The organism is Gilliamella sp. X-23 (genome assembly GCF_057063545.1).
On record NZ_JBXSQG010000003.1, the window covers coordinates 84,814 to 107,838 of the forward strand.

The following is a 23,025-nucleotide window of genomic DNA, read 5'->3' on the forward strand; positions in this document are numbered from 1 at the left end:
CATTATTAGCTGAAGCTTCAGAAATATTGATTCCATTGTTGTAGGTATTAGAGAAAACAATATGTGGAATAAAAAAGTTATTATCTAATACTCTATAGTCATATTTTAAACTAACTCTTGATTCACATATCGTTTGTAAAACGTGTAAATAACCAATACAATTAGCAACATATTTTTATTAGCAATAGTAGATAGGACATTAACTCGTCATGCAAGAACAATACCGCCCAGATGAAATTGAAGCCACAGTGCAAAAACACTGGCAAGACAATAAAACTTTTCACGTTACCGAAGATCCATCAAAAGAAAAATATTACTGTTTATCGATGCTACCTTACCCATCTGGGCGTTTGCATCTTGGTCATGTTCGCAATTACACCATTGGCGATACCATTTCACGTTACCAACGCTTAAACGGTAAAAATGTACTACAACCAATTGGTTGGGATGCATTTGGTTTACCTGCTGAAGGGGCTGCTGTTAAAAATAATACTGCACCGGCAAAATGGACCTACGAAAATATTGCCTATATGAAAAAACAATTACAGCTTTTAGGCTTCGGTTATGATTGGGATCGCGAAGTGACAACTTGCCGCCCAGAATATTACAAATGGGAACAATGGTTTTTTACCAAGTTATACGAAAAAGGTCTAGTTTATAAAAAAACATCTGCGGTTAACTGGTGTCCAAATGACCAAACCGTACTTGCTAATGAGCAAGTGGTTGAAGGCTGTTGTTGGCGTTGTAGCACCCCCGTTGAACGCAAAGAGATCCCACAGTGGTTTATTAAAATCACCGAATATGCCGAAGAGCTACTTAATGATTTAGATACCTTAGAGAGCTGGCCAGAACAAGTTAAAACCATGCAACGTAACTGGATTGGTCGCTCTGAAGGGGTTGAATTTGATTTTGCTGTTGAAAATTATGCCGATAAATTACGTGTTTATACAACGCGCCCTGATACTTTAATGGGGGTTAGCTTTGTGTCAGTTGCAGCAGAACATCCTCTTGCACAATTAGCTGCAAAAAATGATGCAAAAATTGCTGAGTTTGTTGCTGAATGTAAAAACACCAAAACCGCCGAAGCCGATATGGCAACAATGGAAAAGAAAGGCATTGCAACTGGCTTTTATGCTATCCATCCATTAACAGGCAAAAAAGTCCCTGTTTGGATTGCTAACTTTGTGCTAATTGAATATGGTACAGGTGCGGTCATGGCTGTGCCGGGTCACGATGAGCGCGATTATGAGTTTGCCTCAAAATACAATTTACCAATTAATCCTGTTATTTTAACTCAAGACGGCAATGCGCCCGACTTATCTGAAAAAGCATATACTGAACATGGCAAATTATTTAATTCTGGCGAGTTTGATGGTCTGGATTTTGATCAAGCGTTTAATGCAGTTGCCGATAAATTAATTGCGCTAGGTATTGGTCAACGTAAAGTTAATTACCGTTTGCGTGATTGGGGAGTTTCCCGCCAACGTTATTGGGGGGCGCCTATCCCAATGGTGACGCTTGAAGACGGTACAACGATTCCAACACCAGAAGATCAGTTACCGGTTATTTTGCCAGAAGACGTCGAAATGAACGGTATCACTAGTCCAATTAAAGCCGATCCTAACTGGGCAAAAACAACGGTGAACGGTCAGCCTGCTCTACGTGAAACCGATACGTTTGATACCTTTATGGAGTCATCTTGGTATTATGCCCGTTATACTTGTCCACAATTTGACGAAGGTATGTTAGACGAAAAAGCGGCTAATTATTGGTTACCTGTTGATCAGTATGTCGGTGGTATTGAGCATGCGATTATGCATTTGCTTTATTTTAGATTTTTCCATAAATTAATGCGTGATTTTGGTTTAGTATCGTCCGATGAGCCAGCAAAACGCTTACTATGCCAAGGCATGGTACTCGCCGATGCATTTTATTATACCAGCCCAACCAATGAACGTATTTGGGTTTCACCAACCGACGTCACTATTGAACGTGATGAAAAAGGTCGCATTGCTAAAGCCGTTGATAAACATGGCAATGAGCTAGTCCATGCGGGTATGACGAAGATGTCAAAATCCAAAAACAATGGAATCGACCCTCAAGAAATGGTTGAAAAATACGGTGCTGATACGGTTCGATTGTTTATGATGTTTGCTTCGCCAGCAGATATGACTTTGGAATGGCAAGAATCTGGCGTTGAAGGTGCCAACCGATTTATTAAACGTGTGTGGCGTTTAGTGTATGAACATGCACAAAAAGGTCAAACCGCTAAACTTAATGTTGCCTCTTTGGATAGTGAGCAAAAATCATTACGCCGTGAGCTACATAAAACCATTGCTAAAGTGAGTGATGATATTGGACGCCGCCAAACGTTTAATACCGCTATTGCCGCTGTCATGGAGTTTATGAACCGCTTACAAAAAGCACCACAAGAAACCGAGCAAGATCGTGCACTCATGAGTGAAGCATTAAATGCGATTGTTCGTTTACTTTACCCTATGATGCCACACGCTTGTTTTGTTATGTGGCAAGCTTTAGGTCATAGCGAATCTATTGATAACACAACTTGGCCTGTTGCTGACCAATCAGCAATGATTGAAGATGAAAAACTTATTGTTGTGCAAATCAATGGTAAAGTCCGTGGTAAATTTACGGTGCCAGCTGATGCTGATCAAGATTTTGTTGTATCACAAGCGAAACAAGAACCCAATATTCAAAAATACTTGAGCGATGTTACTATCCGTAAAGTGATTTACGTTCCGGGTAAATTATTAAATCTTGTTGTGAGTTAAGATTGTTTGATAACTAAATTTAGGCGATTATAGATATGAAAAAGTATGTAGCATTATTTATGTTATTAGCGATATCCTTAACAGGATGTGGATTTCACTTACAGCATGAAACAGAAGTCCCGACGCGCTTTAAGACAATTTCTTATACTAGCTATGACCCTTATGGGCGATTGTCTCGTAATATTAAAGAGTTATTACACGATAACAAAGTGACGTTAACAAATAATGCAACAGCTCAAGTGCCATCACTTAGGATGGTAAGTGAAAATCTAAGCCGCAATACCATTTCGATTTATCAAGATGGTAAAGCTGCCGAATATCAATTGGTATTAACCGTTGAAGCACAAGTAGTTATTGAAGGTCAACAAATATATCCAATCAATGTTCGTATATTTAGGACGTTTTTTGATAACCCATCGCAAGCATTAGCAAAAACAGTCGAGCAAGATTTAATCGAAGATGAGATGTTTAAACAAGCCGCTAAGCAAGTCATCCGTAAATTAAAATCGATTGATGCGGTAAATTAAAGTTGTCATGATTAAAATTAATGCCGATCAAATTAGCCATAAATTGGGATCACCCTATTATTTGATTTTAGGTAGTGATCCTTATTTACAACATTATGTTCAAACCGAATTACGAAAGGCCTTTACTCATGCTGGCTTTGATGAACAACTGACGTTTGTGATTGATAATCAGACCGACTGGACAGCTATTTTAGATAGCTGTCAGGCGATGAATCTGTTTTCTAGCCAGACCTTGATTTTTCTTGATTTTGGTGAGGGTGCATTGAATGCAGGGATCACCGCCAAACTCAATACGTTAAGCGAAGTTTTAACGCCCGATATTGCACTGGTAATTACCCTTAATAAAATCACAAAAGCACAAGAAAATGCTGCTTGGTATAAGGCACTATCAGATAAGCTTGTGGTTGTTAACTGTGTTACACCTGATACTTTGCAGTTACCTCAATGGATTAAAAATCATTTGCAGCAACAACAAATAACCATTGAGCCCAAAGCAATAGAACTGCTTTGTTATTATTATGAGGGGAATTTGCTGGCATTAACGCAAATTATCGCACAATTAAAGCTGTTATACCCAGATCAAAATATTTCTTATGATGAAGTTGAAAGTAATATTAACGATTCGGCTATATTTACCCCATTTCATTGGACTGATGCAATGATTGCCAATAAAACTAAGCGGGCTATTCATATTTTACAACAATTGAAGATGAATGAGTTTGAGCCATTATTTTTATTGCGGATTATCCAACGCGAGCTGATATTGTTGATTAATTTAAAAAAAGGCTTGCAACAAAAATCACTAAAACAAGTCTTTGATGAGTATAAAGTCTGGCAAAATAAAAGAACCATTTATACCAATTATCTAAACCGTTGCGATCTGAAAAGCCTGTTTAATCTACTAGCAAAGCTGACCGAAATAGAAATCAGCTTAAAACATGATAATCAAGCGCGAATATGGGATGACATGTTTAGTTTATCGATACAGTTTATGGGATTAGATAAATGTTAACTGCCTTATTAGGGGGAACTTTTGATCCAATTCATTATGGACATCTTCGCCCTGCTATTTCGTTAGCTAGCGAAGTTGGGTTAAAACAAATTAGTTTATTGCCCAACCATATTCCGCCCCATAAACCACAGCCCGAAGCGAGTACCGAGCAACGTTTGGCGATGTTAAAATTAGCTATTGAAAATTTACCGTTATTTGCATTAGATTTAAGAGAGCTTTTACCTAAAGCTTCAACCCGCCCTTCTTATACCATTGAAACGCTTCAAGCGTGGCGACAAGAAAATGGGGATAGTGAAGGATTAGCTTTTATTATGGGGCAAGATTCATTATTGAGTTTGCCAACCTGGCATAAATGGAAAACGTTACTTAATTACTGCCACTTGCTAATTTGCCGTAGACCAGGTTATGCTGAGCATACCGATAATATTGAACTACAACAATGGATTGATGAACATCAAACCCAAAAAGTTCAAGATTTACATGATTTACCGCAAGGATATATCTTTTTTGCGCACACCCCACTTGAAGATATTTCAGCGACTGAAATCAGGCAAAATATCAACAATCAAAACTGCTGTGAAAATCTATTGCCACCGAAAGTATGGCATTATATTCATCAGCAAGGGCTTTATAACGCAAAGAAATAATATAAAGGGCTTTACATCTGGCAGTTTTTTCGGCATTATTTCGCCGCTGTGTTTATATATTTTAAATTCAGTTTTTTTTGTGTTTATACTTAACTTTGCTTAGTCATCTAATACAACATCAATCAGATGGTAATAGCACGTTATTGTTTTGCCGTTAAACACTTAAACGTAGCAAAACAGTTAGTCAGTTAAATATATTTAATTTGTATTTATTATTAAGAGGCCCCAATGGCAAAAGAAGATAACATTGAAATGCAAGGTACTATACTTGATACACTTCCAAACACGATGTTTCGTGTTGAACTTGAAAATGGTCATGTCGTTACTGCACATATTTCTGGTAAGATGCGAAAAAACTATATTCGTATTTTAACTGGCGATAAAGTTACTGTTGAAATGACACCTTATGATCTGTCTAAAGCACGTATCATCTTCCGTAGTCGCTAATATCGTTATCAAAATAAACTATTTAAAATTATATAACAGTTTATTTCTCTCTTTTTTAATAAAAAAATCCGTCGACATTTGTCGACGGAAAAGTGAAGAATTGGAACTAAACTAGCGAATTAATCCTCTCTGGAAAAATCCATCTGTTTATATTTAACCCATTTTGTCTTTTTAACTATCTTGTAGCCAAAGTAAATCATTAAAAATAATGGGATACCAATATAGGTCGCGATCACACCCTTCCAATCAATGGTATCTTGCAAGAAAGCTTCGTAATTTTGACCAAGCGTAATAATTAAGCATAATACAAAAGCGAAAATAGGGCCAAATGGGAAATAGCTTGATTTATATGGTAATTGATCAACATCATTACCTTGAATAAAGTAACCCTTTCTAAAACGATAATGGCTAATTGCAATACCTAGCCAAGCAATAAAGCCTGTCATACCTGACATATTAAGTAACCATAAATAAACAGCCTGATCTTTATACATCGAGGTTAAGAAACAAAGCATGGCCACAAATGTTGTTGCTAACAACGCAGCACGAGGCACACCTGACGATGATAATTTTGCAAAGATTTTAGGCGCTTTACCTTCTTTAGCAAGAGCATAAAGCATACGCGTTGAAGCATAAAGCCCTGAGTTACCGGCTGATAATACCGATGTTAAAATAACTGCATTCATAAATGCCGCCGCAGATAATAATCCCGCATTCTGGAATACTAGGGTAAACGGACTTACGCTAATGTCGGTTTCGTTATTACGCAACAAGTTAGGATCGGTATAAGGAATAATCATGCTGATAACAAAAATCGCAAGGATATAAAACAGTAGTATTCGCCAAAACACTTGGCGCATAGCTTTAGGTATGTTTTTTTCTGGATCTTTTGATTCACCAGCGGCAATCCCAATAAGTTCCGTGCCTTGGAATGAAAATCCAACCACCATCGCCACACCAATCATTGCTGAAAATCCGCCAGCAAAAGGCGCTTCTTCAATTGTCCAATTTTGCCAACCAGCCCCTTCGATGCCTCGAAAGATGCCAATAATCATTAATAAACCAACTACAATAAAAATAATCACAGTAACAACTTTAATTAATGAAAACCAAAATTCTGCTTCACCAAAACCTTTAACTGAGATATAGTTTAAGCAAAAGATGATGCTTAAAAATAATAAGCTCCATAACCAACTATAAGGTCCTGCATCAAACCAATAAGAGATAACTAATTGAGCTGCAACTAAGTCTACAGCAACCGTAATTGCCCAGTTGTACCAATAGTTCCAGCCAATGGCAAAACCAAACGCTTCATCGACATAACGTGAACCGTAAGTTGCAAAAGTACCTGAAACAGGTAAATAAGCTGCTAGCTCACCAAGACTGGTCATTAAAAAATACACCATCACACCTATAATGGCATACGAAAGCAATGCCCCCCCAGGACCTGCCTGAGCAACGGTTGCACCTGATGCGACAAAGAGCCCAGTTCCGATCGAGCCTCCAATAGCTATCATGGTTAAATGGCGGGCTTTTAAATCTCGTTTTAATTTGTTTTTCATAATTATTTTCTTCTGTCTAAAGAGATTAAGTTTGATAGTAAAATTAATCAATTAATTAATTAATGTGCTTATAAAGCTATATATAACGACCAATCAAACTTAAAAATTATTGATATCTATCATTGGATAATGAAGTGCGGGGAGTTTATCAAAAAAAATACTATGCGAGATAAATAATTCTAATAATCTAACTGTTTTGTTAAGTTTAAGCAATACTTAACCTTTAGTTAGCTGTTCTAATTGAGTTAAATAATTTAACGCTTGTGTTCGATTATTACCGCACATTTCGAAACAAGGTTTTAACCGACCACAAACCGAAGGCCTTGATGGGTGCAAAAATAACTTACATTGATAATTATTATCTAAATGAATGCAAGCAACGCCAGCAGGCTTCCCTTTAGGCATACCAGGAATAGTTGATGAAATCGATGGCGCAATACAACAAGCACCACAGTTTTGCCTGCATTTGAATAAATCTGCCATAGTTTTTCTTTAATTTAAGGCGCTTGAATAAATTTTGATGGTGACAATAGCAAGTTAGCGGTAAAATAGCGAGCTAATTTTTAACTCTTTTATTAATTGTGAAGAATAAATATTATGGCTAAAGCAAATGAAATAAAACGTGGCGATGCTGTCACCTATAATGGTAAATTATTATTGGTTAAAGATATTGATGTTCAAAGCCCAAGTGCTCGTGGTGCAAGTACACTTTATAAAATGCGTTTTACCGATGTCAAAAATGGCGGTAAAGTTGAAGAGCGTTTTAAAGGTGATGATATCCTCGAAACGATTGAACTATCGCGCCGTCCAGTTAGTTTTTCGTATATTGATGGTGATGAATATGTGTTTATGGATAATGAAGATTATACCCCGTATATCTTCAAAAAAGAGCAAATTGAAGATGAATTACTGTTTATTCCAGAAGGTGGCATGAATGGTATTCAAGTCCTAATGGCAGATGGCGAAGTGCTTGCTTTAGAATTACCGCAAACGGTTGATCTCGAAATTGTTGAAACATCGCCAAGTATTAAAGGTGCTTCAGCTAGTGCACGAACTAAACCAGCTACGTTATCAACCGGACTTGTTATCCAAGTTCCTGAATATATTGATAACCACGAAAAAGTTAAAATCCATATTGCTGAACGCCGTTATATGAGCCGTGCCGAGTAACCAACAAAACTGTAATGAATATATATAATCAAAATAAACTACACAAACGATTGCGTCGCTTGACTGGCGAGGCAATTGCTGACTTTAATATGATAGAAGCAGGTGATCGTATTATGGTCTGCTTATCAGGCGGTAAAGATAGTTATACTTTGCTTGATATCCTGATTAACTTGAAAATCAGCGCCCCCATAAACTTTGAACTAATTGCCGTTAATTTAGATCAAAAGCAGCCAGGTTTCCCCGAACACGTTTTGCCTCAATATTTACAATCCCTAGGTATTGAATACAAAATCGTGCAAGAAAATACCTATGGTATTGTCAAAGAAAAGATCCCAGAAGGTAAAACAACTTGCTCGCTTTGTTCACGGCTGCGCCGAGGAATATTATACCGCACAGCTACCGAACTTGGCGCAACAAAAATAGCCCTTGGCCATCATCGTGATGACATTTTAGAAACACTGTTTTTAAATATGTTCTATGGCGGTAAACTCAAAGCAATGCCACCGAAGCTAATGAATGATTCAGGCGAACATATCATTATCCGACCACTGGCTTATTGCAAAGAAAAAGACATCGCCAAATACGCTGAAATTAAACAATTTCCGATTATTCCTTGTAATCTTTGTGGCTCACAACCCAACTTACAAAGGCAGGTAATTAAAGAAATGCTCAATGAATGGGATAAAAAGTTCCCTGGACGCATTGAAACCATGTTCCGAGCAACACAAAATATCACCCTATCCCATCTGTGTGATACCAATTTGTTTGATTTTAAAGGAATTAAAAAAGGTGATCTTGCTGTTAATGGTGGCGATATCGCTTTTGACCGCGAAGATATGGTGCCAACCGTTGGCTTTGATGCTTCAGAGCTTGAAGAACAAGATATGATTTTATGGAAGGAAGCAAAATAGCTAATCCAATCAATAAAGTTTATTGTTCCGCTAAATAACTTTCAAAATTAACCCAGTCTCAAAAGTTATCGGTGAATTTTTTTAATTCACCGATAATATCCCCCCTAAAATTTATGATCTTGCTCACGCATTAGTAAAAAACCACGTTTTTTTATTGTAGAATTATGTATCGTAAAATAAAATTGAAACGTTCCAATTTTAATAAATAGATAAAAACAAAACTCGATAGTGGCAAACTAAACTTATAGGAGAACAATGTGAAACTACAATTTTTGGGAACGGCTGCATCCGAAGGTATTCCCAATCCTTTTTGTAAATGCCAAATATGCGAAAAATCGCGCATTATAAAAGGAAAAAACATACGCACGCGTAGTTCTGTTGTCATTGATGACATAATGCAAATTGATTTTGCTCCAGAATTTAGCTATCAAGTGATGCGTGAAAATATCGATGTCACCAAAATAAAAGATCTGCTGTTCACTCATACTCACCCTGATCACTTCAATGTAGGGGATTTGTTTAGCCGTATGGTGGACTATGGATTTAATATCACCCATCCACTTTATGTGTACGGTAATGATATTGCAATCAATGGTTGCTTAGATGTATTACCAGGATATAGCCACGAACGTTTTGTGTTCAACTTATTAGTACCATATCAATCGGTTATAACATCGGCCGGATATACAGTTACACCACTACTTGCTAATCATGCTAAATGGGAATTTTGCTATATCTATTTAATTGAAAAAGACGGCAAAACCATACTTCACGGTCATGATTCGGGATATTTCCCTGAACTAACTTGGCAATGGTTAAAAAACAGTGGTAAAAAAATCGATTTAGCGATTTTTGAATGTACTTATGGATATAAACAAAATCATCGTACTAATAATCATATGAGTATTGAATCAGTAATATCGGCACAAAAACGAATGCTTGATGAAGGAAATTTTCATAGTAGTACGCAACTCATCACTTCTCATCACTCTCACAGCAGTGGCTTTATGCACGATGAATTAGTTGAGATTTTTAAACCTTACAATATTGAAGTTGCTTACGACGGCTTAATAAAAATAATTTAATAGGGAACTTACTATGTTCAAAATACCTCGTTTACTAATAATGATGTTTTTACAATATTTTGTGCAAGGTGCATGGAATATGGTTATTGGTGCGGTACTTTCCGCTTATGAGTTAAAAGAGATCGTTGGTTCAACTTATTCTGTATTAGGAATTGCAACCATTATTTCACCACTATTTATTGGTATGATTGCAGATCGATTTATTGCCTCACAAAAGATGATGGGGATACTACACATTATTAATGCAGGTGTACTATTTTTAATTCCTAATTTTGTTGAAAGTAGCAATACTGTTGGCTTTTTAATTATGATCTTTATTGTTGGATTACTCTTTTATCCAACTACGGCGTTAGCCAATAGTGTCAGTTTTAGGCATATTGATGGTGTACGTTGGTTCCCGATCATTCGTGTGTTTGGCACCATTGGTTTTATGGTTGTCGGTTTTATTCTTGGCTATACTGGTTTTTCAACATCAATTAACTCATTTTTACTTGCAGCTGGGGCTTCGATCGTATATGGTGTTTACTGCTTTACCCTACCAAACACGCCACCAACAAGCAAAAATAAGAAATTTTCAATCCGCGATGCGCTGTGTTTAGATGCATTATCATTATTTAAAGATAAATATTTCACCATCTTTATGTTATCAACCTTTATACTGATGATAACAAAAACTGCTTATAGTGCTTACTTGCCGGTATATTTACCAGTACTTGGTCTTGAACCAGCATCAATGATGCAAATTGCTATCGCCACCGAAGTTTTATTTATGTTCCTTTTATCATTCTTATTGGGACGCTTTGGCTTTAAAAAGATTATTTTGTTCGGTGCCATTTGCTGGGTCATTCGTAGTTTAATGTTATCTTTCGCTGCGACTACTGATAGTGGTACACTCTTTTATGTTATTGTTGCATTATTGTTACAAGGAGCTTGTTGGGACTTCTTCTTTACCGCTGGAGATATTTATGTCGATAAAAAAGCAGGCCCTGAAATTAAAGCTCAAGCTCAAGGTTTACGTCTTATTATATCCAATGGGTTTGGTCTATTTATGGCGGCATCAGTATGCGGATTTATCAATAACCGAGTAGTTACGGCAAAAACCTTACCAAATGCAGGTCCACAATGGCAAGAGTTTTGGATCTACCCAGCTGCTGTAGCCGCTGTCGTTGCTGTTGGTTTTTGGTTTTTCTTTAGAGATAAAGATATTATTACAACATCTAAAACCACTTCATAATTAAAACACAATAAATAAAGTAAATATTGATATAACAAATGCCATACTGCTAATATATTAACCTTATTAGCAGTATTCTTTTTTTATATGAGAGTTAATTTTTAAAACAACCTGCTCGGAACTATATTGTCCTTTAATCCACTTTGATAAATAATGACCAATAATATGTTCAATATGTCTTAAATTAATAGCTTGATTACCTATATAGTTTTCTCGTTTTCCATTGGCATACTGTAATTGTGCTAATTTCAACCAAGGATAACTTTTTATAATGCGTTGGTTTTGAAGAATACTATTTTGTGCGGTTGTACCGCCTAATAATGCAATTTGCTCACTGATTTCTTTAGAATAAATCCAATCAAAAAATAGTGTCGCCGAAACTGTTTTTTTACTATATTTTGAAATACCTAATGAGCCACCACCAAATAGTGGACTATTACCAGGCACTTGAGCATACCCCACTAATGGCAAAATATTTCGATGATTGATATAACTGAATAAATTAACATAGACCATTATCATAGCCAACCGACCTTGCTCAAATTGATTAACTGACTCTTGCCACCATGCCGTATCTACTTTGTTTGCAATCTGCATAAAAGACTGTAATTGTGTCAATGTTTTAACAGCTATTGAACAATCCAAACCTAATTGTTGATTGCTAAATAGCCCACCTCCCTGAGCGTAATAACGTACTAGAAATTCAGATGCAATAATTTCGTCATTACCTAAGGTTATGCAACTACCAAATTCTATTGGTGATTCAGGATTTTGTGCTTGATTAAAAAAGCCAGCAATTTGATTAAATTGTTTAAAATCAACAGGTACATCTAAATGTTGACGATATTTTTCAAAATAGGTTCGTTTAATTAAGGGATCTTCAAACAGATCTTTACGATAAAATAACATCTGCACGCTGGGATCAAAAGGCAGTGCATAAGCCGTATTATTCACATAACTATATCGTTTAACAATGTCAGGTAAATAGCGACTGAATAAATTAGTTAAGTTAAGATTTAAATCAAATAATGGTTTAAATACCTTTGGGGCAAACCAAGGCAATCCTGCCATATCAATACGAATAATATCAATTTGTTTATATTGCTCAAGCTTATTGAGAATATGATAAATTTTATCAAACGGTTCGATAATTAAATTAACTTTTATTCCGCTCATTTTTTCAAAATGTGGAAGTAACTTTTTTACAGCCTCGGTTGATGGACTAGGTATAATTAATACATTGATTTGCTCATTGCTATTAAATTTGGTATTAGCAACCTGATCAGACAATAAGAAAAAGCCTTTATTATCTAATTTAGAAACTGGCTCTCCTTTGATTAAGCTAATGATTTGCTGGCTTAACATACCATAATTCATATGATATTGATAAAAATTGTTTTCATAAAAAAAACTATCATCAGTAAGCGTATAAATAGGCGGACAAAGTTGCAAGCTACCAAAATAACTAGCATTCCGTAAATAACGCGCACGCTCAATATCCATGGTAATAAGCGCATCAAAAGGTTCAGATTCTTTTGTAAAAAAACTGAAAGACAAATTATAAGTCGTATTTGACGGAATTGATTCAATACTTTTTAATTCAATAGGATAATGTTGTGCATTAAAAGCTTTTTGCAGACCTTTTTTAAAAGATTGTGCATGAGTATGATGATCAGAATTACTCAGTAAACCAATACGTTTATAATCATGTTTCATTATCTGACTAGCAATATCAGCGCCAGCCTTCTCATAATCCAACGTAATAAATTGCACAGCCGATTCAGGTTGGCGATAAACAAAAATAATTTTTTCTTTAGCTATTTTTATTTTTTGATAATAACTATTGGCATTGTCTAAAGTACTAACGGCTATCACTGCATAATCGCGCTTAACAGCTATCTGTTCAATAAGTTTTTGTTCTAGCTCTCTGGAATCATAAGTTAGGTATAACGTTAATTCATAACCAAGTTGATTTAAATCATGAAATAATCCATCATAAAGATTAGCATATTGTTGAGATGAGATATTAGGCAAAACAACCGAAATCGTCTTTGCCGCACCTTCTTTTAGTATTTTTGCTTGTAAGTTAAGCTGATACCCTAGCTTTTGAGCAGCATCTTCCACTAATTTAATTTTTTTAACACTAACATTTCCACGACCATTAAGTACATTTGAAACCGTACCATGAGATACCCCTGCTTGTTTAGCTATATCTTTGATCGTTGTCATTTAGTTTTAAACTCCAAAATTAAACAAATTTTTTTACCAAATTAAGCTGCTAACACAAATATCAGGTTAACCACTTTTGCCAGCTCTGATTAACAATATGTCTTTCTTGCTTAAAACACGAGTTCTCAATCGTGCTTGGTAAAACTTGCAGTGCTAATTGATGGATTTCGTTACGCATATCAATATAAGCTTTAGTTAACTGCTGGGCTTCTTCGTTATCCATAATTTGGTAATTTGCCGCGAGTTCTAAAATGCGGACATTGTCGCTCCATGTTGTCATTTTGGGATATTGATAGGCATAATTAAGCACTAGATATTGCGATAAAAACTCAATATCACCAATACCACCCTCATCAATTTTTAAGTTAAATAAATTGTTTTGAGTGCTACCTAGATGTACTCTCATTTTTTCACGCATTTCACGCACTTCTTTTTTTAATACAACTTCATCACGCTTTTTACAAAGTACATTATGCCGAATTTGGTTAAAGCGTTTGATTAATTCACCTTCACCATATACAGCTCGAGCACGCACCAAGGCTTGATGTTCCCATGTCCAAGCTTCATTCATTTGGTAATCTTCAAACGAATCTAAACTACAAGCAAGAAGCCCTGCATCGCCTTGAGGACGAAGTCTAACATCAACTTCATATAAAATACCAAAGCTAGTACGCACATTAAATAGATGGATGATACGTTGCACAAGGCGTAAATAAAATTGACGACTGTCGATCTGCTTATCACCATTGGTCACACTATTAGCTGGGCAATTATGTAAAAAGACTAAATCAAGGTCCGAACCATAACCCAATTCCCAGCCACCTAATTTACCATAGGCAACCACAACTAGTCCTTTATCATTATCGGCTAAATATTCCGGTCTTCCATAACGAGCAACCATTTGATTCCAAGCCATTTGTACCACAAAATCTAATAAGGATTCAGCCACATAAGTTAGATGATCGCTAACTTTCATCGTGGTTAACACATGCTCAACATCAGCGGCGGCGATATGCAGTAATTGCATCTGCTTAAATTGGCGTAATGCTTCAAGCTGTTGCTCCTCATCATCCAACTGAATGCGTAATAAATACTGATAAAGCTGACTTTTATACTCATTAGGTGCAACGGTTTGGTACAGCGAATTGATATCAATAAGCTCATCTAACAATATAGGATAATGAGCAAGTTGATCGCTAATCATTGGCGATGCGCTACATAGACGAATTAATTGCTTTAAAGCGGTTGAATATTCAAGTAACAGCTCTAAATAAGTGGTACGACTTACAATATTCACTAGCAATGGCAAAATCCTTGCTAGCACCATTGTTGCTTGCTTTTCGCTACAGACAGATTCTAACAAGCGTGGCATTAACTGATCGAGGATTTCACGCCCCCGTACGCCAATGGTACGTTTACCTATATCATCACGAAATTGCACTAACATTTGGTAGATCTGCGTAACTTCTGTTTCTGAATAGGTAGGTAATATTACACTAACATCGCTTATTTGAAGATCAGGCACCCAAAGATCGTCAAATTGATCGTTATAAGGCTTTGTGGTTGAGGTAGATTCTGATTCGTTTTCGCCAATAAGTTCATTAAAAATTTGGCGATTATATTCCATTCGTCCAGATAAATCTTTTTCAAAATCATGCCAATTGTCAAAACCCATACTGGTGGCTAAGCGAATTTGATCAAGTGCATCGTCTGGTAATGTTTGAGTCTGTTCATCGGCAATGGCTTGTAGAAGATTTTCACAACGGCGCAAAAATAGATAATTTTCTCGTAACAATGATACTTCGTTCGATTCAAGTAGTCCTTCTTGTTCAATCACATGAAGCGCATTTAATAGCGAACGAGTTTGTAACCTAACCACTCGCCCACCGCGAATAAGTTGAAACACCTGTACAATAAACTCTATTTCACGAATGCCACCAGCGCCAAGCTTGATATTATTTTTTAAACCACGGCGACGTACTTCACGTTCAATCATGCTTTTCATATTACGCAATGATTGTAAAACACTAAAATCAATATAGCGGCGATAAACAAAAGGCTTCAGCATTTGATACAGTTCGCATACATAAGGGGCGCTCTGATCGCCAAGCACTTTAGCTTTAACCATGGCATAACGCTCCCAATCTCGACCTTGCTCTTGATAATAATCCTCCATGGCAGAAAAGCTAAGCACCAAAGGCCCACCATCGCCAAGCGGACGCAAGCGCATATCAACACGATAGACAAAGCCATCTTCAGTGATCTGATCAAGCGATTTAATTAAGCGTTGACCTAATCGAGTAAAAAAGACAGCATTATCAAGCTCCCGCCGACCGCCTTGGGTTTGCCCATGCTCGGGATAAGTAAAAATCAAGTCAATATCGGACGAAAAGTTCAGCTCCCCGCCACCTAATTTCCCCATACCTAAAATCAGTAAAGGTTGTGCTTGGCCTTGAGCATTGCAAGGGGTTCCCCACTCTTTGCAACTAAGTTGATACAACCAATTACGCGCAGTGACAATGATCACTTCGGCCAATTCGGTCAGTTGCAATAAAATCTGCTCATCATTGCTTATTCTAGCCAATTGTGACCACGCAAGGCGCACCAGCATAAAATGTCGAAATAACCGCAGTTTTTTCATAAAAATAGCTTCATCGGTCACATCTGCCAATTGCGCATCTAACCAAGATTGATAAAATGGCCTTTCATCTGCTTGCGGTGGATTTTGTACTATGTCAGCAAACCAGTTAGGGAATCGGTTAAAAGCATCAACCAAAAAATCACTCTGCACCAAAATATCAAGGTGAGCTTGCACTTGAGCTAGATTGCATTGTTGAAGTTGAGTGGTGACTTTTTGCTTTTGTTGTTCAAACAAAGAAGAAAACGACGAGTTAAATTCTGACATAGGCAAGCTCTCTTAGAAATTAGTACTCTAAATAGCATCAGCAAAACAAGGTTATATTATAAATGACTTTTGCTACTGATATAGTTATTCCTTACAAATAATGCATACTGGCTATCAGCATCAATTTTAATTTGGTATTTATCTCACTAAAAGCAAACGCTTTTATTGAACTAATAGATAATAATGCCGTTTGCCATTGGGCAAATTCCGGTTCGTGAGATAGTGGTTTATTGGTTAACTCATCATTTACCTGATTTAATGTTTGCAGGTAGTATGCTAAATCATCCACTTCTAACGCATATTCTTCGTTTTGTTGCCAAAACTCGAGCAACTCAGCTAAATCACATTGGCTTGAAAGCACATAAACGCATTTTTTAGGTGCCAGATTGTTCAGTAATCGATAACCTCTAGAAGCTTTACTTTGTGAAAATAGATGCAAATTAAATCGAGTTAGCTCAATAGCAAAATTTAGTAAATCTTGTTTATTACCTTGTTTGATTTCCAGTTCAACTTCTTTAATGAGGATAGACTGATTATTTGAGCTGATTTGCCCTTGATCTAACGCAACTTCAATTTCGCTATTGGCAAACGAAATTAACCACGCTTGTCGTTCAAAATCGGTGGTAAAGAGAGGTTGTAAATCCCGTTGTAGTAGAGCAACATCACAGCCATTTGGTAATGCATGGCAAGGCAATACGGTTAAATCGGGGACAGAATCAGGTAAATCAACATTAAATTCTGCACGCTCATGCAACCCCGCAATCGATTTTTTGTCACGTTTTAATGTGATTTCAAAACGTTTCACTAAACCATCATCACTCCCCCTTACGCGAAGTCCACAACCATGATTACGTAAATAATGATCGTTGGTGTCATAATAAGTATTGGTTAAATTTAGCTTTGTAAAACTTCGTTTTGTTGATGATATTGCCGAAAATTCGGCTTTGTCACAATCTAACCATTGTTCTAAAAAAGATTTAAAACTAGCTATATCGCTGGTATTGATTTCAAACTTTAATTCGATTTCGTTACTCATTGTTCTGTTTTATATTGGTTATTTTGCTATATCATATATTGAATAATTTAAGAAATATACTTAAACATGCATTAAGTGTGGGGGGATAGATGTTTGTGGTTTTGTTGATTTGTTGTATGTCGGCGTTTTGCTTAGGTTACATAAGCGGTTGATTTTCTTTAAAAACACAAAAAAACAAAAACTTCAATAAAATCAATACCTTTCCTGACCACTTTTTGGATGTAATTACATTGCTTTTTAACAAAAAACAATTCACCAAAAAACACTTAAGATTATGTTATTTGTCTTATTCCGGCGTCAGAATGTGTCGACAACAGAGCGAGGCTATTCTCCGTCTGGAACGACAAATTTGTCTGGAACAAATTTGAACATCTGAGCAAAGCGAAGATGGCCTCGAAGAGGCGAGTATCAGGATGATACGAGTAATCATAGCCGGTACGCACCGGCGTCGGGCAGCCGTAGGCCACATTCTGTAGCCAAAGCGCGGGATTGCTAAGGGAATTCGCTCTAATTCCCTTAGCTCGGACGTGGTCACTGCAGCTATTTTGTTCACCCAAGGTCAAAACGTCCGAAACCTTGCTGTACTATAAATAGACCACAAATTTAAACCGCAACAGCGCAACCCTAAGGAAAAATGCTCCCAACTTACACGGGGCTTTATTCTTTGTTAGATTATCCTCTATTTACACCATAACCGCCCCCGCTGCCCAAGGATTAAGGGCTAAGAAATAAAAACTAAGGTGCGGTGCAAACAGCATAGTAGCTGAAGCTAGCCCTGAGCCCGTTAACGGCGCCGCTGTCCGAGTAGACATTGAAGCCATTACCACCTGAGGCATCGCCCGTCCAGTAGCTGCCGGGGACGAAGTCAGCATCAGCGTAGATACCCATGCTGCCCCACTCCGTGAAAAAACCAGCACCTATGTGACGTTGGTAAATATTATTACTAGACGACGGCGTGGCACCTACTACGCCTTGACAATATGAACCTGAATTAAAACCAGAACAAGTCGCATTAGTTAAATCCCTAACCTCTGACAAACGATACCCCAAACTTCTACACCAAGAGGATTGGTTAGACTGATTACGCACACTAACACCACGATGGACGAACCACTGCTTTAACACAAATCCATACCTCACCTCATTACCTCGACTATCTCTACCGACTAACTCAAACGTCTGTGGCAAAGATGGCACAATCAATGGATTAGGAGTAGCTGACTGTAACTGAGAGCTATCCGCCCTAGGACCGCTTAACGTTACCCGTGTTACATAACTGGATTTATCTCTAATCCATTCATCGGCTTGTAGAATATTTCCATGTGGGTCTGTGAATGCACCAGAACGCGGCTTTGTCCAACTTACCGTTGCTCTTATACTACCATTCGTGACAACACACCACGTCAACTGACTTCCACCTACTCCACCTATGTCTAAATCAAAATACAACCCATCAGCCCCCGTTGTCGAAAAGTTTCGGTTGTAAGATGATGGACTTGTTGACTGAACTAAAAAACCCTTAACGGGACTCCATATGTTAGCTGGACCTGCGTAGCGAGGATTATCATTAGAAACGATGTCAGTAGTACCACCCATTAACAAATTCGGCCTTGCGTAACAAACACGAGCAACAGTGTTATACGGATTGATATAATAATCCACCGTAGCTCCACCGAAATTACTACTCCTTGGCACCCCATACAGGGTAGTTAAACTTCCCCCTGTACTTACTAACCTTACCCTATAAGGAGCATTACATATATCCAATGCATCACTACGATTAACCGTATTCCCATCCTTATCCGTAAACGATACCGATATACTCCCTGTAGCAGTAATACCACTTGTACCCTGTCCATCCCCATCATCATCCCCCCAATAATTATACCTAGTGATTAAATCACTTAAATTCACTGAACTAGTTGATGATGGGACTATCATATCTATATCATCCAGAGTATTCCCTGCATAAGGCAATCTTATTGGATTTGATACACTTGATGTATTAGTAGACGGCGTGATGACTTGACCATCCTGCAACCTTATAGACAACAAACTATCCGTTGATGTGCTCCTTGTTCGACCACCGTCGAACGTTAAATACGGCGCAGTACCCTCTATTTCCTTTGATGTATTTGCCGTCAATGCCATAGAACACTGCGAATACGACAATAAGAGCAGCAACGCAAAGAACAACGGCAATTTAGGTAATCTAAATAATTTAAGTAAGTCTGGTAATTTAGATAGAAAAGATAAGTGTCTCGGCCTTGGCGATAACTCTGCCGATAAACACGGCGACTTCGCTAAGTGCAATGATTTTGATAATTTAGGTGATAAAAATAAGAACTGAGTCTGATTTAGGCTACAGTGAAATTGAAAAAGATTTAGGGCGTAGGTTTGGCATGCCAGATGCCAGATGCCAGATGCCATGCATGGTAGCGCATTTCGATTATCCTGTCAAGTAATTTTTTGTTTTATTTAAATTTTTTAAAACTGACTGCTTAACTGGTGAGCTCTCTCTTGTTTTGAAAGAGATTGAATTATAACCGGTTGATTAATAATGCGCTAGTTTTTTTGTTAAATGTTTGTAAAGTTTTGTTAAGAACAAGGTTGAGCTTTTGTTAGCATTTTTTGGGAAATGGGTTTAGTTATTAGGAATCGATAGCACTGTTGTGGTAGTTAATCACAACAGTGCCACTCCAACTAACTGGCTTGAGGCTTAACATTGGGGGGCTTGGTTCTTTGGTTGATTGATCTCTATTTACACATAAACACCCCACAGTCCAAGGATTAAGAACTAAACACTAAGGTACGGTGCAAAAAGCATAGCCTCCTCCGGAAATATTGTACTGATTCACATAACCTTCTCTGCGAATATATAAGTGGACTGTATTTGATATTGCATCACTGGTCCAGATGTCACCACGACCAAAACCAGCAGCATCACCGTAATAGGATACATCGCTCCACTCACTTAAAAACCCAGCGCCTATTCGACGCTGGTAATATAGAGTGCCTGACGACGGTGTGGAGCCATCTATACCTCCTACACATGGAAAATAAGAATTATGTATACCACATTTCGCATTGCTTAAATCCCTTATTTGCGAAAAACGATACCCTAAACTACTACACCAAGTTGTTTGCTCAGGAACAGTAGTATATTTCTCTCCCCGATGGACAAACCACTGCTTCAACTCAAATCCATATTTAACGACCACATTACCATTACTATCCCTCCCCTCCAACTCAAATACCTGTGGCAAAGATGGAACTATAAGTTGACTAGGATTACTTGATTGTATTTTAGCACTATCCGCCCTAGGACCATGTAACGTTACCCGCGTTACATTTTGGGATTTATCAGTAATCCAATCATCGTATGTAGTGTAACCCGAGCACCATCGGCATGGGATGGTGAATGAGTCTGAACGAGGTCTTACCCAACTCACCGTTGCTGTTATATCAGTACCATTGGTGACCGTAGACCAAGTTAGTTGACTTGCATCGGCTCCACCAACATCTAAATCAAAATACAATCCATCAGCACCCGTAGTGGGGAAATTGAGACTATAAGACGATGGATTAATTGACTGCGTTAAAAAACCATTAGCAGGATCCCATATGTTAGATGGACCAGCAAAGCGGGGGTTATCGCCATAGGAATTAGTGCCACCAAATACCAAACGTGGCCTTGCATAACAAACTTTAGGCTGTTGTGAATTCGGATTGATATGATATGATACCGTACTTCCACTAAAAGTACTTCTATTTGGTACACCATACTCTGTAGCTAAACTACCATCTGTACTACTTAATGTTACTTTATAAGGTGCCTTACAAATATTTAATGTATCATTACGACTAATGGCTTTACCGTTTTTATCCGTAAACGATACTGATATACTCCCCGTTGCAGTAACACCATTAGCTCCCAGTCTATCTCCATCATCATCTCCCCAATTACCTTGAGTTACCAAGCTACTTATACTCACAGAGTTGGTTGATGGTGGGACTATCATTTCAATATTAGCAAGAGTATCACCTGCATTAGGTAAATGAATTGGCGTCATCACTGAGTTATTATTTTGTGGAGTGAGAACTTGACCGTCCGATAACTTAATACTTAATAAATCATCAGTTGTAGTTAATTTAGTGACGCCACCATCAAGCGTCAAATACGGCGCAGAGCCATTAATAACCTGTGAAGTCCGAGACAACAACGCCTGTGAACTCACTGAATATGGCAATAACAACAATGGTGCAAAAACTATGGCTGATTTGGATAACAAGTTGGAAATCGACGGCAATTTTGGTGATTTCGCTAGATTTGATGATAAAAAGCAAAATGGAGTTTGTTTTTGATTACGCTGAAACTTAAATAGATTTAAGGTATAGCACTGCCAATGCCTGTTATAATGATAGCACACAATATCCGACCTCCTGTTAATTTGTGTTTTATTTTTATAGTTGTTCGTTTTTTTAATGAGCTGTATTTTGCTAAAAAATCATCAAAATTATAGCTAACTAAATACTAAAGCGCCAATTTTTGGCAAAATTTCCTAAAAACCTAGCGCAGGATGCAGAATGAAGCCTTCGGCTGCCCGACGCCGGATAAAAGGCTATATTAACCTTTGGATGTTGTGAGATATTGGTGTGTTTTTTCAGTATTAAACATAAAACTCATCTAAAAATAATAAATGAGTTTATGTTTATTTAGGTAAGTAACTAAAATTTAGATTTTAATGATTAATTGTTTTGGGCGCTGAAACTAATTTTTTTAGAATAAAATTTAAAATCACTCCATAAAGAGGCAAAAAGAATAATCCACAAATCAGAATTTTAAAGCTATAGTCCATTAACGAAATTTCGGTCCAATGATTTGCCATAAATTCATCGCTACTTTGATAAAATGCGATAGCAAAAAAGACAATAGTATCAATACCATTACCAAAGATTGCTGATGCTGTTGGTGCAACCCACCATGATTTATTTTTTCTTAAATAGTTAAAAACAGTGATATCCATCAATTGCCCAACCAGATAAGCGGCAAAACTCGCTAGCGCTATTCGAAATACAAAGCTATTAAATTCAGTCAATGCCGACAAGCCAACCCAATGTGTCTCAAAAAATAATACCGAAATAAGGTATGAAAATAGCAATGCGGGGATCATCACCACAAAAATGATCTTTCTTGCCAAACTTGCACCATAAATTCGAATGGTCAAATCGGTGGTTAAAAAGATAAACGGAAAAGTGAAAGCCCCCCATGTGGTGTGAAAACCAAAAATATCAAATGGGATTTGGACTAAATAATTGCTTGAAGCAATAACTAAAATATGGAAAAAAGCCAACCAGTAAAGCGCTTTTTGCTGTTGCCCACGGGTAAAGTTTTTTTCTATCGATTCGAAATGATTCTTTAAGTACATCTTTTTTCCTTTTTAATGGGGTGAGAGAACCCAGTTATT

The 23,025-nt window shown here is 37.2% G+C and carries 17 protein-coding genes; 9 read left to right on the forward strand and 8 right to left on the reverse strand.

What is annotated here, in order from left to right; all coding sequences use genetic code 11:
* Positions 1 to 209 precede the first annotated feature (209 nt).
* From leuS to infA, 5 genes are all read left to right on the forward strand, one after another.
* Complete coding sequence (gene leuS, locus ACYH9I_RS03090) at positions 210 to 2,792, forward strand: leucine--tRNA ligase (RefSeq protein ID WP_483558836.1); 2,583 nt, start codon at positions 210 to 212, stop codon at positions 2,790 to 2,792.
* A gap of 35 nt (positions 2,793 to 2,827) precedes the next feature.
* Positions 2,828 to 3,319 carry an LPS assembly lipoprotein LptE gene (lptE, locus tag ACYH9I_RS03095; RefSeq protein ID WP_483558838.1) on the forward strand — a complete coding sequence of 164 codons (492 nt, stop codon included), beginning with the start codon at positions 2,828 to 2,830 and terminating at the stop codon, positions 3,317 to 3,319.
* Positions 3,320 to 3,326: 7 nt separating this feature from the next.
* Positions 3,327 to 4,331 (forward strand): DNA polymerase III subunit delta, encoded by a 1,005-nt coding sequence (holA, locus tag ACYH9I_RS03100; RefSeq protein WP_483558840.1) that lies wholly within the window; start codon positions 3,327 to 3,329, stop codon positions 4,329 to 4,331.
* Positions 4,325 to 4,978: a nicotinate-nucleotide adenylyltransferase gene (nadD, locus tag ACYH9I_RS03105; protein WP_483558841.1), complete on the forward strand. Its 654-nt coding sequence runs from the start codon at positions 4,325 to 4,327 to the stop codon at positions 4,976 to 4,978. Before holA ends, nadD begins: the two co-directional genes overlap by 7 nt.
* 228 nt (positions 4,979 to 5,206) lie before the next feature.
* Positions 5,207 to 5,425 carry a translation initiation factor IF-1 gene (gene infA / locus ACYH9I_RS03110; RefSeq protein WP_025315083.1) on the forward strand — a complete coding sequence of 73 codons (219 nt, stop codon included), beginning with the start codon at positions 5,207 to 5,209 and terminating at the stop codon, positions 5,423 to 5,425.
* Positions 5,426 to 5,544: 119 nt separating this feature from the next.
* Here infA and ACYH9I_RS03115 read toward each other — a convergent pair whose 3' ends face one another.
* Both ACYH9I_RS03115 and ACYH9I_RS03120 read right to left on the reverse strand, forming a co-directional pair.
* Positions 5,545 to 6,993 carry an amino acid permease gene (locus tag ACYH9I_RS03115; RefSeq protein ID WP_483559005.1) on the reverse strand — a complete coding sequence of 483 codons (1,449 nt, stop codon included), beginning with the start codon at positions 6,991 to 6,993 and terminating at the stop codon, positions 5,545 to 5,547.
* Between the two features lie 210 nt (positions 6,994 to 7,203).
* Complete coding sequence (locus ACYH9I_RS03120) at positions 7,204 to 7,470, reverse strand: YkgJ family cysteine cluster protein (RefSeq protein ID WP_483558843.1); 267 nt, start codon at positions 7,468 to 7,470, stop codon at positions 7,204 to 7,206.
* Between the two features lie 114 nt (positions 7,471 to 7,584).
* Between ACYH9I_RS03120 and yeiP the strand changes: the two genes are divergently transcribed.
* The 4 genes from yeiP (at position 7,585) to ACYH9I_RS03140 (ending at position 11,387) form a co-directional block, all read left to right on the forward strand.
* Positions 7,585 to 8,157, forward strand: a complete 573-nt coding sequence (yeiP, locus tag ACYH9I_RS03125; protein WP_085246635.1) for an elongation factor P-like protein YeiP — start codon at positions 7,585 to 7,587, stop codon at positions 8,155 to 8,157.
* Positions 8,158 to 8,171: 14 nt separating this feature from the next.
* Positions 8,172 to 9,068, forward strand: coding sequence for a tRNA 2-thiocytidine(32) synthetase TtcA (ttcA, locus tag ACYH9I_RS03130; RefSeq protein ID WP_483558845.1), 897 nt, complete (start codon positions 8,172 to 8,174; stop codon positions 9,066 to 9,068).
* A gap of 257 nt (positions 9,069 to 9,325) precedes the next feature.
* The gene (locus ACYH9I_RS03135; RefSeq protein ID WP_483558847.1) at positions 9,326 to 10,153 is read left to right on the forward strand and encodes an MBL fold metallo-hydrolase; all 828 of its coding nucleotides are present in this window, start codon (positions 9,326 to 9,328) and stop codon (positions 10,151 to 10,153) included.
* Positions 10,154 to 10,166: 13 nt separating this feature from the next.
* Entirely contained in the window at positions 10,167 to 11,387 is a 1,221-nt protein-coding gene (locus tag ACYH9I_RS03140) for an MFS transporter (RefSeq protein WP_483558849.1), read from the forward strand.
* 66 nt (positions 11,388 to 11,453) lie between these two features.
* Here the strand turns inward: ACYH9I_RS03140 and ACYH9I_RS03145 are convergent, their stop codons facing one another.
* From ACYH9I_RS03145 to ACYH9I_RS03170, 6 genes are all read right to left on the reverse strand, one after another.
* Positions 11,454 to 13,616, reverse strand: a complete 2,163-nt coding sequence (locus ACYH9I_RS03145) for an extracellular solute-binding protein (protein WP_483558851.1) — start codon at positions 13,614 to 13,616, stop codon at positions 11,454 to 11,456.
* 61 nt (positions 13,617 to 13,677) lie between these two features.
* A complete protein-coding gene (gene glnE / locus ACYH9I_RS03150) occupies positions 13,678 to 16,521 on the reverse strand; it encodes a bifunctional [glutamate--ammonia ligase]-adenylyl-L-tyrosine phosphorylase/[glutamate--ammonia-ligase] adenylyltransferase (RefSeq protein ID WP_483558853.1) in 2,844 nt (947 codons plus the stop codon).
* Positions 16,522 to 16,612: 91 nt separating this feature from the next.
* Positions 16,613 to 17,557, reverse strand: coding sequence for a CYTH domain-containing protein (locus tag ACYH9I_RS03155; RefSeq protein ID WP_483558855.1), 945 nt, complete (start codon positions 17,555 to 17,557; stop codon positions 16,613 to 16,615).
* 735 nt (positions 17,558 to 18,292) lie between these two features.
* Positions 18,293 to 19,987, reverse strand: coding sequence for a hypothetical protein (locus ACYH9I_RS03160; protein WP_483558857.1), 1,695 nt, complete (start codon positions 19,985 to 19,987; stop codon positions 18,293 to 18,295).
* A 374-nt stretch (positions 19,988 to 20,361) separates the two neighbouring features.
* Entirely contained in the window at positions 20,362 to 21,849 is a 1,488-nt protein-coding gene (locus ACYH9I_RS03165; protein ID WP_483558858.1) for a hypothetical protein, read from the reverse strand.
* A 450-nt stretch (positions 21,850 to 22,299) separates the two neighbouring features.
* Entirely contained in the window at positions 22,300 to 22,986 is a 687-nt protein-coding gene (locus ACYH9I_RS03170; protein WP_483558860.1) for a 7-cyano-7-deazaguanine/7-aminomethyl-7-deazaguanine transporter, read from the reverse strand.
* Between the last annotated feature and the right edge of the window lie 39 nt (positions 22,987 to 23,025).

Bases quoted from the DNA above. Each gene is read 5' to 3' on its own strand.
- leuS (WP_483558836.1), top strand. From the start codon at position 210: ATGCAAGAACAATACCGCCCAGATGAAATTGAAGCCACAGTGCAAAAA.
- lptE (WP_483558838.1), top strand. From the start codon at position 2,828: ATGAAAAAGTATGTAGCATTATTTATGTTATTAGCGATATCCTTAACA.
- holA (WP_483558840.1), top strand. From the start codon at position 3,327: ATGATTAAAATTAATGCCGATCAAATTAGCCATAAATTGGGATCACCC.
- nadD (WP_483558841.1), top strand. From the start codon at position 4,325: ATGTTAACTGCCTTATTAGGGGGAACTTTTGATCCAATTCATTATGGA.
- infA (WP_025315083.1), top strand. From the start codon at position 5,207: ATGGCAAAAGAAGATAACATTGAAATGCAAGGTACTATACTTGATACA.
- ACYH9I_RS03120 (WP_483558843.1), bottom strand. From the start codon at position 7,470: ATGGCAGATTTATTCAAATGCAGGCAAAACTGTGGTGCTTGTTGTATT.
- yeiP (WP_085246635.1), top strand. From the start codon at position 7,585: ATGGCTAAAGCAAATGAAATAAAACGTGGCGATGCTGTCACCTATAAT.
- ttcA (WP_483558845.1), top strand. From the start codon at position 8,172: ATGAATATATATAATCAAAATAAACTACACAAACGATTGCGTCGCTTG.
- ACYH9I_RS03140 (WP_483558849.1), top strand. From the start codon at position 10,167: ATGTTCAAAATACCTCGTTTACTAATAATGATGTTTTTACAATATTTT.
- ACYH9I_RS03145 (WP_483558851.1), bottom strand. From the start codon at position 13,616: ATGACAACGATCAAAGATATAGCTAAACAAGCAGGGGTATCTCATGGT.
- glnE (WP_483558853.1), bottom strand. From the start codon at position 16,521: ATGTCAGAATTTAACTCGTCGTTTTCTTCTTTGTTTGAACAACAAAAG.
- ACYH9I_RS03155 (WP_483558855.1), bottom strand. From the start codon at position 17,557: ATGAGTAACGAAATCGAATTAAAGTTTGAAATCAATACCAGCGATATA.
- ACYH9I_RS03160 (WP_483558857.1), bottom strand. From the start codon at position 19,987: ATGGCATCTGGCATCTGGCATCTGGCATGCCAAACCTACGCCCTAAAT.
- ACYH9I_RS03170 (WP_483558860.1), bottom strand. From the start codon at position 22,986: ATGTACTTAAAGAATCATTTCGAATCGATAGAAAAAAACTTTACCCGT.